The organism is Autumnicola patrickiae (assembly GCF_031846525.1).
Taxonomy (GTDB): domain Bacteria; phylum Bacteroidota; class Bacteroidia; order Flavobacteriales; family Flavobacteriaceae; genus Autumnicola; species Autumnicola patrickiae.
In genome coordinates this window covers 83010-96844 of the sequence record NZ_JAVRHM010000016.1, presented here as the reverse complement: position 1 = coordinate 96844, position 13835 = coordinate 83010, and the positions used below count along the sequence as shown (strand labels likewise).

Annotated in this window: 14 protein-coding genes; 13 read left to right on the top strand and 1 reads right to left on the bottom strand. The window is 35.8% G+C overall.

Annotated features, from left to right (window positions below):
• Positions 1 to 146 precede the first annotated feature (146 nt).
• From RM549_RS13845 to RM549_RS13835, 3 genes are all read left to right on the top strand, one after another.
• On the top strand, positions 147 to 1352 hold the full coding sequence (locus tag RM549_RS13845) for a vWA domain-containing protein (protein ID WP_311685840.1): 1206 nt from the start codon (positions 147 to 149) through the stop codon (positions 1350 to 1352).
• Positions 1353 to 1599: 247 nt separating this feature from the next.
• Positions 1600 to 2214, top strand: coding sequence for a hypothetical protein (locus RM549_RS13840; protein ID WP_311685838.1), 615 nt, complete (start codon positions 1600 to 1602; stop codon positions 2212 to 2214).
• A 277-nt stretch (positions 2215 to 2491) separates the two neighbouring features.
• The gene (locus RM549_RS13835; protein ID WP_311685836.1) at positions 2492 to 3109 is read left to right on the top strand and encodes a DEAD/DEAH box helicase; all 618 of its coding nucleotides are present in this window, start codon (positions 2492 to 2494) and stop codon (positions 3107 to 3109) included.
• 166 nt (positions 3110 to 3275) lie between these two features.
• On the opposite strand, the gene RM549_RS13830 is transcribed toward RM549_RS13835, so the two are convergent.
• Positions 3276 to 3608 carry a single-stranded DNA-binding protein gene (locus RM549_RS13830; RefSeq protein WP_311685834.1) on the bottom strand — a complete coding sequence of 111 codons (333 nt, stop codon included), beginning with the start codon at positions 3606 to 3608 and terminating at the stop codon, positions 3276 to 3278.
• Between the two features lie 325 nt (positions 3609 to 3933).
• Here RM549_RS13830 and RM549_RS13825 point away from each other — a divergent pair, with 325 nt between their 5' ends.
• The 10 genes from RM549_RS13825 to RM549_RS13780 all read left to right on the top strand — a co-directional run bounded on the left by RM549_RS13825 (position 3934) and on the right by RM549_RS13780 (position 13674).
• On the top strand, positions 3934 to 4911 hold the full coding sequence (locus RM549_RS13825) for a hypothetical protein (RefSeq protein WP_311685832.1): 978 nt from the start codon (positions 3934 to 3936) through the stop codon (positions 4909 to 4911).
• Between the two features lie 155 nt (positions 4912 to 5066).
• On the top strand, positions 5067 to 5393 hold the full coding sequence (locus tag RM549_RS13820) for a hypothetical protein (protein ID WP_311685830.1): 327 nt from the start codon (positions 5067 to 5069) through the stop codon (positions 5391 to 5393).
• Entirely contained in the window at positions 5394 to 5942 is a 549-nt protein-coding gene (locus RM549_RS13815) for a hypothetical protein (RefSeq protein WP_311685829.1), read from the top strand. It abuts the gene before it with no gap.
• A gap of 385 nt (positions 5943 to 6327) precedes the next feature.
• Complete coding sequence (locus tag RM549_RS13810) at positions 6328 to 8070, top strand: reverse transcriptase domain-containing protein (protein WP_311685827.1); 1743 nt, start codon at positions 6328 to 6330, stop codon at positions 8068 to 8070.
• Between the two features lie 87 nt (positions 8071 to 8157).
• A complete protein-coding gene (locus tag RM549_RS13805; protein ID WP_311685825.1) occupies positions 8158 to 8829 on the top strand; it encodes a tetratricopeptide repeat protein in 672 nt (223 codons plus the stop codon).
• Positions 8830 to 8903: 74 nt separating this feature from the next.
• Entirely contained in the window at positions 8904 to 9440 is a 537-nt protein-coding gene (locus RM549_RS13800; RefSeq protein ID WP_311685823.1) for a GNAT family N-acetyltransferase, read from the top strand.
• A 156-nt stretch (positions 9441 to 9596) separates the two neighbouring features.
• Entirely contained in the window at positions 9597 to 10439 is an 843-nt protein-coding gene (locus tag RM549_RS13795) for an aldo/keto reductase (RefSeq protein WP_311685821.1), read from the top strand.
• Between the two features lie 335 nt (positions 10440 to 10774).
• Positions 10775 to 12934, top strand: coding sequence for a beta-N-acetylhexosaminidase family protein (locus tag RM549_RS13790; RefSeq protein ID WP_311685819.1), 2160 nt, complete (start codon positions 10775 to 10777; stop codon positions 12932 to 12934).
• 140 nt (positions 12935 to 13074) lie between these two features.
• Positions 13075 to 13356 carry a type II toxin-antitoxin system RelE/ParE family toxin gene (locus tag RM549_RS13785; RefSeq protein ID WP_311685817.1) on the top strand — a complete coding sequence of 94 codons (282 nt, stop codon included), beginning with the start codon at positions 13075 to 13077 and terminating at the stop codon, positions 13354 to 13356.
• A gap of 18 nt (positions 13357 to 13374) precedes the next feature.
• On the top strand, positions 13375 to 13674 hold the full coding sequence (locus tag RM549_RS13780; protein WP_311685815.1) for a HigA family addiction module antitoxin: 300 nt from the start codon (positions 13375 to 13377) through the stop codon (positions 13672 to 13674).
• Positions 13675 to 13835: the final 161 nt, after the last annotated feature.

Genomic DNA, 13835 nt, shown 5'->3' with positions numbered 1-13835 from the left:
TTTTAGATCTCACCCAAATCTCACCACATATTATTAACAGCCGAACCATGTATTTTTAATTAAAATCATATTAGTTCATTTCTTAACGCAACCTTTGGGCATTTTTCGCATCTGGTAAGAGTAGGAACTACTAAACTCAGCTAAAAATGGAAAAAATTACTAAAGTATGCTTACTATTGATGCTCTTCATCATTATTGGATGCAATGAAGATTCTTTACATGAAGAAACCGGAGACTCTGGAGAGGCACTGAGGAATTCCTATAGCGGAGATTCGGATGGCGGAGAGCCTTCCGCTGAAAATCCCGATAACGGGAATGACGGTTCTGATTCTTCGGGGCAAATAACTGCCGGAGAATGGAATGACCTTGAAAACTGGAATTACTGGACAGATTTAAAAAACAATCAGGAATTTGCTGATAGATTATACCACTGGAACTTTTATTTTAGTAACAGGATTTCCGTTTCTGTAAAAGATTTAAACGGAATGCCTGCCATAGATGCAGTTGTAGCTTTAAAAACTGATGATAGTACAACCATATGGGCTGCTAAATCAGATAATAAAGGAAATGCCGAACTATGGATAAATCCTTTTGAAAAATCCACTAATTCAGACCTGGAAAATTATTCGCTTTGGGTGGATGGAGAAAAACTCAGCATCAATTTGAAAGATTTTAACCAGGGTGTAAATGAGATTCAAATAAAAAATACAAGTGTAGCTCCAGACAATGTTGAGATAGCATTTATTGTAGATGCCACCGCTTCTATGTCAGACGAGTTAGAATTTCTAAAAGATGATTTAAAGAACATTATCCAACAAGTAGAAAATTCAAGCTCCAGTCTTGACATATTAACTTCATCAGTCTTTTACCGTGATGTAGAAGACGACTATGTTGTGAGGCATTCGAATTTTACAGCTGATATTAATACCACTTTAAATTTCATTAATAATCAAGCTGCTGATGGAGGCGGCGATTTTCCTGAAGCAGTCCACACAGCTCTCAATACAACTCTAAATGACCTACAGTGGTCCTCTAACGCACGCACACGTTTAGCATTCCTTATATTAGATGCCCCGCCACATCATAATCAGGAAGTTATTTCTGATATTCAGAATTCGATTAAACAAGCCGCTGAAAAAGGAATAAAGCTTATCCCCGTTACCGCTAGCGGAATAGATAAAGAAACTGAATTCCTTATGCGTTACTTCTCGATGGCGACCAATAGTACTTATGTGTTTATAACAGATCACAGTGGAATAGGTAATGACCATATTGAGCCTTCTATAGGTGAATATGAAGTAGAATTTTTAAACGAATTACTAGTAAGATTAATTAAACAATATTCTGAGTAATTTACCTTAATTTCATTATTTAAATAGAAATGAAATTTACTACATTCATTACCTCCATGGTCTTTTTATGCGCGCCGGCATGTGCTGTCCACCCGAAACAAATTTTGCAAACCAGGACAGTGACAAGTTTCAGTTTAGCGTAGCATAAAAATATATTAATTCACCAAAGTATGAACAAAAAATTACTTAGAGGGAGTTCTGGAATACGCTACCGATTTCTACAAAGTAAAACACGCTAAAAACGGCTATGAAAAAAATTATACTGATTGCTTTTATTTTTCTAATTGGCACTCTTGAAGGAAAATCACAAAATTTAGAAGTCGGATTTGGACTGGGAACCGGATCTGCATATATGTATGAAAACTTTGATAGTAGTATTGATATTAATTACTCGCTACCGTTTAGTTCATATCTTGATTTGAAATATTCAAACGCTGAATCTTATTTTGGACTTAAACTAAAATTTCAGTATTTAAACGCCGGAATTGAAGGAAGGAACTGGAAAAATAATAATGAGCCAATTGATGGCGACGTTACTTCATTAACTTCTATGATTTTGTTAGAGCATCTTAAAGAAGATAACACATGGAATTTTGGGTACAACTTTGGATTTGGATATACACAACAGGAATTGAGACAGGATTTAATTAATTTATCTCAGGGAATTACAAGTAATTATATGAGCGTAAATTTTTCCGGAATTATAAGTTCTAAAGTGACTGAAAATTTAGCCCTTCAAATAGAACCGACCTTATTGTGGACTGATCCCGTAGGCTCCCTTCGGGCAAGTGAAAAATGGCAAATTGCCGGAGAAGATGTAAACCTCTTAATGCAAATAGGAATTAAATATAAAATTAACTAATACCGCGTTCGAACTTTATTTCCTTTAAAGAGCAGATTTCCCCGGGATATTCCAGAGACCAGGGAGTGGCGGCGGACCCGGTAGAATGTACCTCATTACAGAGCAGCAATTTTATTAAATTGGTAAAACAATTAATGTCTACCTATTGATCAGATTTTCTAAAAGCAATAATAGGTTTATAGCACTTTAAAGCTTGGGAAAGCTATCTTTGTAAACTTCCGAATCTTTTAATTTTCATTTTTGAAGATGAAACTATGGTAGCGCTAAAATAAACTCTATGTCGTTCAAAAAATTAAACACTCCACTAAAAGAAGCACTTGACAGACTGGGATATGAAAGTCTCCTGCCTTTTCAGAAGAAATTAATCCCTAAGATCAAGAGCGGAAAAAACCTTTTTGCAATCGCTCCCGAAGGTAGCGGAAAATCGACGGCCATTGTAATCAGCACCTTGCAGATCCTGGAAAGCAAAGCTTTTGAAGATGCTCCGCGAGCACTGATTTTTGTAAAGGACAAGCAGGCTGCCTTAGAACTGGAAGAAAAATTCAACGAGTTTACCAGGTATATGGATGTAAGGGTTTTTAGCGCTTATGACGAACCCGATATCGAACAGCAAAAGGTTTCCATTTATGAAGGTGTGGACGTGGTGATCGCCACTCCAAATAAGCTGTTCAGGCTTTTTAAGATCACCGGAATAAATGTGAGTCAGTTAAAGGTGTTTATCGTGGAAGATGCCGAATTCCTTCTTAACAGCAGGGATTTTAACGACCTGATCCGGATTCCGCCACACATTGCCAAATGCCAGTATCTCGTTCTAGCTTCGGAATTTAATTCCAAGATAGAACGGCTAAATGATTCCTTTATGTCACATTCTGAAGTGGTGCGCGCGGCAAAATAGCTTCGGATTTTCCCGCAAACTTTTCCGGGTTTTAAAGCGGACTAATTTTTAAGCACGAAATAAAGGTGGCTTATTTTCTGAACAAGAAAATCTAAACCACCTTTAACTCGAACCTTTACTTCTGAAATTTTCCAGAACCTTTACAGGACTCCCGGAATTGCGCCGGCTACTTGCCCATCAACAGGATTTCACTACAAATCACTTCGGTTACATAGCGCTTTGTGCCCTCTTTATCCTCATAACTTCTGCTGGTAAGTTTTCCTTCGATTCCCACCTCTTTTCCTTTCGGAACATAATTCTCGATTAACTCAGCGGTTTTTCCCCAGGCAACTATATTGTGCCATTGCGTATCTGTTATTTTTTCTCCTTTGGAATTTTTATAACTCTCATTTGTGGCGATAGAAAATTTCGCCAGCTTTTTTCCCGATTCAAGATTTACGATTTCAGGATCATTACCTACGTGACCAATTAACTGTACTTTGTTTCTTAAAGTGCTCATAACTATAGAATTTATTGCAGCTGAAAATCATTAGTTCATTTCAACAGGACAAACATACTGCAGCAGTTAAGTGCTAATCGGTTATCAATTATTTGCTTACGTTTACATCCGTTTGCAAACGTTTAAAAGTGGTTAATGAGGTTTAGATGGGCAGCAAACGCCGACGAATTAGTTGCTGATTTAAAATCTTTTTTCTTAAAAGAAGGTGGAAATCTTTAAATCCCTACAAGAAGATGCTGAATTTTAGTAGATTAGTTGGGAGATAATAAGTCTATTCATGTACTGGTGGATTTATTCACTTGTTGGCAACAAGCTGAAAAAAATTATGGGATTAAGAGATATTTTTAAAAAAAGAAGGGAAGAGGAAGCAAAATCAATTCCGTCAAAAGTATTTTTTAATCATTTCTTTGCAATTAATTATTGTATTTCCTGTGATGACGATAGGTATAACTTAAAGAAAATTCCATTTTACAACCAGATAAAGATTAAAAACTCTGAGTTTGATATCGAACAAGTAAGAAAACTGCTATGGAATTCCTGGAGCACAGAATATGCATATAAAATAGGAGAAAAAATAGATAATAGTGATTATTACAAATTTTCACTTCATTGGAATTTTCCTCAAGCATATTATTCTGTTTATCTCTGTATGACTGCATTTCATGAAACACAGGGAATCGCAAATGACCAGCACGAAAAATCAATAAAATTATTTGGAAATTCTATTAAAGATGGACATTACCCCTCTGCCATAAGTTTTTACTCATCCGGACTTAAAGATGATTTTGAATATAAAGGATTGGAAACCTTTGAAAACTTTCCCAAGAATAATAGTGTTCTGACTAAAATTGATTGTTTGGAAGATGCAGAGTTGCAGGTTGCTACTTTTCTAAAGACTACAAGGAAGAAAAATGCAGATGACAAGAAACAACGTTTCAAAAAGCAAAATGATAAAAGGTTTTTTAATAAAAAGAAAGAATTTAGTAAGTCCTTTAAGAAACATCACTGGGATATTATTTATAAAACCATTCCAATAACTTCAGTTTTTAATTTACTCTATAGACTGAGAATTAAGGCAAATTATCGCGACATTGAAAGCTTTATAAATGCAGATATTGACTTTAAAAGTTTCCATTCAAGTTTAGGGGATTTAATTTACTATTTAAATTTTATTCACGAAGGATACATTGCAAAAGCTATAGGTATAGAAAAATATGAGAAAATACTTAATGATTTTCCCAGTCATTTAAGCGATGATTCAGCTAAAGATAGATTTAAGAATTATATTAAACCGCTTAAATAAGCCAGTTGACAACAAAATATAAAAACAATGCTTAGTTTGGTCTCGACCCGAAATTTTGTAGTTTTTTGCAATGATTGGTTTTCCCGAGAAATTAAAGCTTACCAACCGCACAGTTTTTATATGGGACGTTGGGCACAATTAAAAACAAAAATTAAATGAAAAACAGCGAAATAAAAAAACAAATAAAAACTGCCAATGAAAATATTCTCAGAAATGTAATTTCTGAGAGAGATGATGTATTTGGAAACGCAAAAGATGGAATCGCTTTTAAAATAGATTTCGGGAATGAAAATATTACAAACAATCGGACTGTCTCCATTCCCATTCCCGGGTTGGAAAAAGCTATCGAGGTAATCAAAGAAATTGATACAGAATCCAGGGATAGTGAAATGAAAATTCGTCAAATTTTTAATCGACATCGCAGTTACTCTAATTCACCGTTATATATGAATTGTCATTTTAGGAGATCTGATAGTTATTAAATGGAAAACGAAATCATAAAAATAATTCTCGCAAGTTCTCTTATTGCAGCAATTATTTCAGCCGTTGTCTCTTATTTTACATCCGTTAAATTAAAGAGCCTGGATTTTAAAAATGATTACTATAAAGAAATTTTGAAGAAAAGATTAAACGCATACGAGTTAATTGAAAATCAAATAATTCTTTTAAAAACAGTAGTTTTAGGTGACGACCAAAAACCTTATCACATAATCTTCGGCTCCGGAGATAAAAAATTCTTTGAATTTCAACAGAATTTACATTTAGCTTCTGTACACGGGTTGTGGATTGATCCCAAAACAACTAAATCATTAGAAAAATTGAACTCTTTATTTTTTAATTTGAATATTAAAGTACATTCGAAATCGGATATAGAGATAGAGACAATTGGAAAAGAATATTACCAGAAAATCTCAGACCTGAGATTCACTTTAGAGAATGACGTTAAGAAAGGACTTTATAATTTAACGGATATGAAGAAAACCTTCCAAACGACTGATAAAAATGAAAAAAGAATTATTTATAAAGAATAAACTGTGCCCAACACTATAAAAACAATGCTAAAACCTATCTCGAATCGAAACTTTCTGGTCGATTTCTAAGCGGATTGTCCTGCGGACAATCACGCCCACCCGCCCCCACAGTTTTTATATGGGACGCTTGGCAAAATATATTAAATTAGATTCGTTAGATTTGAAAAAACAAATAAAGACACCAGAAAAATATTGATCCTGCATTGCGATATCGAAATGTAAACTCTAAAGTGAGGAATTAGATTTAAGTTATTTAAAACTTTTTTCTTCTAAACATTTATATCTTTATACAATTTACTCTTTATAAATGCTCTCGCCCTCACTTTTATAGTTGATATTTATACTTTATGAATTATGACTTAACAAAGCTCATACACAAGTGAATATGTCTGGTGTCTTTTTAGATAAACTTCTAATTGAGAATACAAAGAAGAGGTTTGATCAGATAAATAATTTAAAGGACTTCGTTTCTTTACTTAATTATTTAGAACTAAGAGCTTTTAAAGATCCACAAAAACCATTAACTGTACCCCATCTTTATTATTTATCCAAAACAAAAAATAATAGATATGAAGAGTTTGATATTCCTAAAAAGAATGGTGAAACTAGAAAAATAAAATCACCTGATGGTAGGCTAAAGAGAGTTCAAGGCCTAATAAACATTCTCCTTCAGATAGTTTTCGAAGGCCATTCAAATTATTCTACAAATGGATTTCTTTTTGGAAAAGACATTAAAAGAAATGCATTGCCTCATGTAAATAAAAATTATTTATTAAATATTGACTTACAAAACTTTTTTCCTTCTATACCATTTAGAAGAATAAAAACAGTTCTTGAACTTCCGCCTTTTAATCTTGTAAGTAACAGAGAAACAATCGGATTTTTAATAGCCAACTTAGGTACTTATAAAAACTCTCTTCCACAAGGTGCTCCGACAAGTCCAATCCTTTCTAACATTGTTACACAACGACTAGACAGGAAAATAGTTAAATATTGTATTGACCATAGAATAAAGTATAGCCGATATGCTGATGATTTAAGTTTTTCCTCAAATTGGAACGTTTTTGAATCAAATATTATAAAAGAAATTGAGGGTATAGTCAAATCCGAGAATTTTACTCTAAATTCAAGAAAAACCAGAGTGAGGAGTTCTATGCAGAGGCAAGAAGTTACTGGACTTGTAGTCAACTCAAAATTAAATGTCAAAAGAGAATATTTGCAAAAAGTAAGGGCAATGATTAATAATTGGGAAAAGGGAGGTTTTTCATTCGCAATAGCCCAATTCAGGAAACATCAACCACCTGAAAAGAAATTTTACGATTTTAAAGAAGTTCTATTGGGGCATATTTCGTTCTTAAGATTAATAAAAGGTGAAAATAATTCCGTAATTCAAAATCTTCAAATTCGCTATAATTTTTTAGTAAATCTTCTAGACTACAGCTTCATAGAAGAAGATAATGTTCGGTTAAAAATTGAAGAGGATAATCAAAAAATGGAAAAAATTGCATTTGAAAATGACCAAGGGAAAGAAGAAACATTTATTTCTTTCTGTACTGGTGCATTTCATCAAATAGAAAACCTGCTAAACTTTTACTACTGGAAGAAATTTCCCGAAATAGATGATCTCAAAGATTTTATGTGGCACAATAATCCCCTCTTTCAGGAAAGATGGAAAAAATTAAGGAAATCTAATAAGGAGAACAGACTTAAGCAATTAAATAATTATAAAACAGTGCGAGATTTTGATATAAATACCCTCGTATACTTATTTGAAAAAGAGTTCTATTTTGACCGCCATAAATCTTACAAGCAAAAAATCACCCATTTAAGAGAGATAAGAAATGATGAATCCCATCGATGTACAGTTTTAGATACAGACAAAGAAGCAATAAGGATCCAATACGAAAAAATAAGAAAGGAAAGAAAAGCGAAAAAAGAAAAAGGAAAACAGTTTATTCTAACCCCTGGACAGCAAAAGGACGAGATGAATTATTTGACACTCAAATATATTGAAGAAAAGAATTACAAAAACGTAAGAAATGTTCTTCGTGAAGTTAGAAACAACATAAAAAAATCTTTGCCGAACATCGGTTTATCGGAAATACTGGGTTCAAGCGAAATAGCCTAATTTAGAGACTATGGAAGAAAATAGTTAAACTGTCAAGTCCGTGTCCCTACTCCGCACCTCTTCTCGAAACCGCTGTACCAACCTAACATGAAAAACCTTCTCCTAATCTTCATCCTGATTTTTGGCAATTCAGCTTTAGCACAGGAAAGCGAAATTGACAATTTAATGGTTGAAGCAAATAAGGCTTTTAATGCTTCAGACTTTCAGACGGCTAAAGATAAATATGCATCAGTCATTAAAATTGACTCCACAAAAAGAGGTGCCTTGTTTAATTTAGGAGCAACTCATTTAAATCTTGGCGATAATAATAAAGCCTGCAGTTTATTTCAGAAAGCCTATTCACATGGAGATATAGATTCGTATGATGTCATCATGCAGTATTGCGGGAAGCTGGAATATTCTGAAAAGATGTTTCAGTGGCACGTGGACGAATCATTCAAATTTCAACAGGAGGGACAGTTTGTAGAAGTGATTCTGAACAAAAAGGAGATCAATCCCGATTTCATAGAACTTTTAAAGTCCGAAATAAAAAAGTCCAAAGAACTGAAACGTATAAAAGAAAAGGTCATAATCACCCTGAACGTTGATATAGGTGGAAACTTAAAAACAAAAGTCGGCGGAAAAATAAGTTCGGAGCAAAAACAGAAACTTCTGGAAATCCTCCACACGATGACCGAATACCAACCTGCAACTTATCAAAACCGGAAAGTGGAACTATTCGGTGGAGGCTATGCTTTGCCGCTTATAATTAATAAATAATTCATTGTTCGCTGTTAATACGTCGATAATTGCCAATTTTGAGCATCGGTTAAGAAGCATTCTGCAAATAGAAAATGGAAACAGAAAATTACACATTAAAAGAAATAGAAGCGTCTGACATAGAAAATATTCACAAAGGACTATCCAACCCAGACGTAACAAGATTTTACGATGTACACTTCTCTACATTAGAAGAAACAGAAGAGCAAATGGAGTGGTACCGGAATTTAAAAAAAGAAGGTGCCGGAATTTGGTGGGGAATTTATGATAAACAGAATAATCAGTTTTGTGGCGCCGGAGGTTTTAACGGTTTAGATAAACAACATAAAAAAGCTGAAATCGGACTCTGGCTTATAAAAGAGCTTTGGGGAAAAGGAATCCTCAAAGAAATAATGCCGAAGCTATTTGAGCACGGCTTCACTGCACTCAATTTAAACCGTATAGAAGGTTTCGTTGTAAGCGAAAATACGAGGTGTAAAAGTGCACTGGAGAAAATAAACTTCCGGTATGAAGGAACCATGAGGGAATGCGAAATCAAAAATGGCGAAAAAATTAATGTTGATTTTTATTCGATTTTAAAAAGTGAATGGCAACAGCAAAACTCATTTTAGCAACACATATTTGATTAGGAAATAACGTAAGACTGAAAATTCTTATCTTCATCAACTAATCAGGTCTAAGCGGGCAAATCTTTGGCTCCTACTCCGCCAATTTGTAACTTAATCGTAAGCATTCTAAAAACCTAATCCTTAAACTGACTAAAGCATATGAAAAAGCTAACCTTAAATGACGGAAATAAAATACCAATTGTAGGATTTGGAACCTACAAAGCTACAGGGCAGGAAGGAATAGAATCAGTTAAATCTGCCATATCCAGCGGTTATTCGCTAATCGATACGGCAGCAGCTTATGAGAATGAAGAAGCTGTTGGAAAAGGAATTAAAGCCAGCGGAGTTTTAAGAGAGGATCTTTTTATAACTTCCAAATTGTGGCGCGAGAGTTTAGGTTATGAATCAACAAAAAAGGAACTCGAAAACTCCCTGAAAAGACTTGATCTGGAATATCTGGATTTATACTTGATCCACTGGCCTGCTAACGAAAAGAATTACGATAATTGGCAAAAAACCAATGCCGATACGTGGAGAGCAATGGAAGAATTACAAGCTGAAGGAAAAATAAAATCTATTGGGGTAAGTAATTTTTTTGAAGAACATTTAGACTCGTTATTCGAAACAGCCAATGTCATTCCGTCAATCAACCAGATAGAATTTCATCCCGGATATTGGCAAAAGGAATTGGTAGCATACTGCAAAAGACAAAACATAGTAGTAGAGTCCTGGTCTCCTTTGGCAAGGGGAAAGGTATTTGGGAATGAAGTGCTGGAAGAAATTGCCAAAAAACACAATAAAACTGTTGCCCAGATTTGTCTGAAATGGATAATTCAACACGATGTAATTGCCATTCCAAAATCAAATTCACCCAAAAGAATAGAAGAAAACATAGATCTGTTCGATTTTGAATTGTCTGCAACAGATATGAACCTAATAAATGACCTTCCTGAAATGGGTTTCAGTGGAGAATTGCCCAACATCTGGCCGGATAGAATCTGAGGGAAACGTCTTTTAAAATCCTCCTTATGTTAGGACCTGGTCTCCCCCACCCGGAAAATCCTGCGGACTTTTTTATCTGAGGGAAGGCTATAATTCAACTTTAGCACACAGAAATCGGATTAATAAATTAATAGCTGAAGGAGCTCAAGATCAATTAACGATAAGCAAACTACTGTTCATCAGCCGAAAATTGCTATTTTTAAGCATCGACTAAATTTTACAAAACATTTCTGGTACAACTTCAGCATTTCAGCAAATCCCGTTCTATATGCCGATAATTGCCATTTTTGAGCGTGCACCAGATTTTAAAACCCTCACCCCTTAGCTAACAGATTATGCAAAAATTAATCATCTGCCTTTCCTTATGTCTTATCGGAAGTATTTATTCCGGATCTTCTCAGAATGTCTATTTATTATACGATAATGCTGTTCCCCAGGCAGAATATGCTGCGGAAATGCTCAAAAAAGCTCTTGTTGAGCAGGAGTATTCAGTTTTGGAGGAACGTACAGGCTATGATTACCTCATTAGTATAGGCGTAAATGCTGTGAATCTTGGCAGTGAGGCATATGCTATTATTCCGGAAGGGAAGATCATCACGATTTATGGCGGTGATAACAGGGGGATGATCTACGGCAGCCTTTCGGTTGCTGAAAGTTTGCGAAATGGCACTTCCCTTCAGAATATAGAAAAAAGTAGTGAGAGTCCGCACAATGCACTGCGGGCAATAAAGCACAATACTCCGTGGTATACTTACCGGCCGAGTTCCGCGCTGGATCTGCATTATGAGACTGTCCGCGATGTGAAATACTGGGAAGCTTTCCTGGATATGATGGCTGAAAACCGCTTCAATTCCCTTTCCTTATGGAACCTTCATCCGTTCGTTTTTATGATCAAGTCGAAGAATTTTCCGGAAGCGAGTCCGTTTAGTGATGAAGAAATGGAAGAATGGAAACATTTGCACAGAGAAATCTTCCGGATGGCAGACGAACGTGCGATCGACACCTATATTATTCCGTTTAACATCTTTGTAAGTCCGGAATTTTCCGAAGCTCATAACGTGGCTCAGGAAAATGTGTATCCGAATTATTACATTCCCGGCGACACTTCAGAAATTGTAAAACGCTATACGCGGGAAAGTATAACCCAAATGTTTCAGGAATATCCTACGCTTACCGGTCTTGGCCTTACACTTGGCGAAGGAATGGCAGAAATGACACCTCAGCAACGTGAAGATTGGATCTATGAAACTTATATTGAAGGTATGCGCCAGGTGGGGAGGGATTTAAAACTTGTACATCGTATCCCCTTTTCAAGTACTTCGGAATCTTTGGGAAAAACCAGTGTGGAGTTGGAACAGTTGACCCGAAATGCTATAGAAAGAGAAGCAAGTCTGGATTTCATACAGGAACCTATCTGGGCAGATTTAAAGTATAACTGGTCTCATGCACATTCTACTCCCGAATTGGTAAAAGTACATGGAGGAGAAATGTTTGATACTTTTTATAATCCGTTGCCAGAAGGATACAAGGTAACGTACACCGCCCGGAATGAAGATTTTTTTGCGCTGCGTTGGGGAGTTCCGGATTTTATTCGTGAGCATATCGCCCTGAACAGCCAAAGCTATATCGGCGGATATTTTATAGGATCTGAAACCTATATTCCTGCCAAAGATTATTTCACTGCCATAGATGCCCCGGTAGACTGGGATTACGCTTTTGAACGGCAGTGGCTGTTTTATAAGCTTTGGGGAAGATTGCTGTACAATCCCAAAACTCCGGATAAAATTTTCCAGGCCGAATTCAATGAGCGCTACGGCAGCCGGGGAGACAACCTCCTGGAGGTTTATTCCCTTGCTTCGGCTACACAGCTGCGCCTTGCCTCCCTCTACGATTCGCGATGGGACTTTACGCTTTACGGCGAAGGTTTTATGGCTCTTATTGGAGATGACACGCAGTATATTTCGGTAGACCAGTTGATCAACCATCCTACTCTGGATCCGGATTATGTATCTGTCAGCGAATATGTGGAAAGACGCGCTTCCGGAGGTTCTTTTGAAGAAAATGAAATTACTCCGCCTGTTCTGATTGATATGCTCGAGGAGGACACTCAGAAAGCTTTAAGTTTGGTTGAAGATATAAATACTGAAGATAATGCTTCTCTAATGTATGAAGTGGCAGATATCAAAACCTGGTCGTATTTAGGTTTACATCTTGCTGAAAAACTGAAAGGTGCCGTAGCGCTTCAAACCTACCGGATTAAAGGCGGGGATGAAAACAAGCAAAATGCCGTGGATCACCTGGAAAAAGCATTGGATCATTGGGATAAGGTAATTGAAATCACCCGCCCGATTTACAAGGACATGCCCTTGACACATTACAACGGAAGCAGCCACGACAGGAATGAAGATAACCTTTTCCATTGGGCGCTTATAAGACCGGAAGTTGCTCAGGATATCGAAATCACAAAAGATGCGACGGTTGATGAAAGCAAATAAAATGGTTTTATCTGAAGAAATTATGGTCTATTCAAGATTAAAGCTCGATAATTGCCATTTTGAGGCATCGGTTAAAAAATCTTGTACTGCATCGCAGCTTTACTTACCTTTGACGTTACTAACGTGGAACAGAACTAGTTGTGCTAAAGTCATTTGCCGACAAAGAAGCTGAAAAAATCTGGGACGGGATCCCGTCAAGAAAGCTTCCTGCTAATATTCAAAATGTAGCTCGTAGAAAGTTAAGAATGATAAATAATGCCCAAAACATAAATGATTTAAGAATTCCTCCAGCTAACCATTTAGAAAAGCTTAGCGGAAATTTAGAAGGATTCCACAGCATTAGAATAACCAGACAATGGAGAATAATGTTTAGATGGGAAAATGACAATGCTCTGGAAGTTCAGATTGTTGATTATCATTAATCTTAAAGAAATACATCTATGAAAAACCTAAATAATATACACCCCGGAGAAATCTTAAAAGAAGAATTTTTAGAACCAATGGAAATTAGTGCCTATCGCCTTTCCAAAGAAACATTTATTCCTCAAACACGAATTAGCGAAATCATAAAAAAGAAAAGAAGAATAACTGCTGATACCGCACTCAGGCTTTCTAAATACTTTGGAACAACTGCTAAATTCTGGTTGGGATTACAGGATGATTATGATTTAGAAGAAGAGATAAATTCAAAAGAAAAAGAGTTTAACAACATCAAACCATTAGAAAACAATCCGGCGTAACATCGGAAATCGCTCCCATGGATGATAATTGCCATTTTTGAGCAACGGTTATAAAAGCTTAGCGGACTTCAAACTTAACAGCTTCAGAAGAAACTGAATTTCCGCATAACTGGAAAAGATGGCCATTCCGGTGGTTTTCAGTATTCTTCCATGCTTCCGAT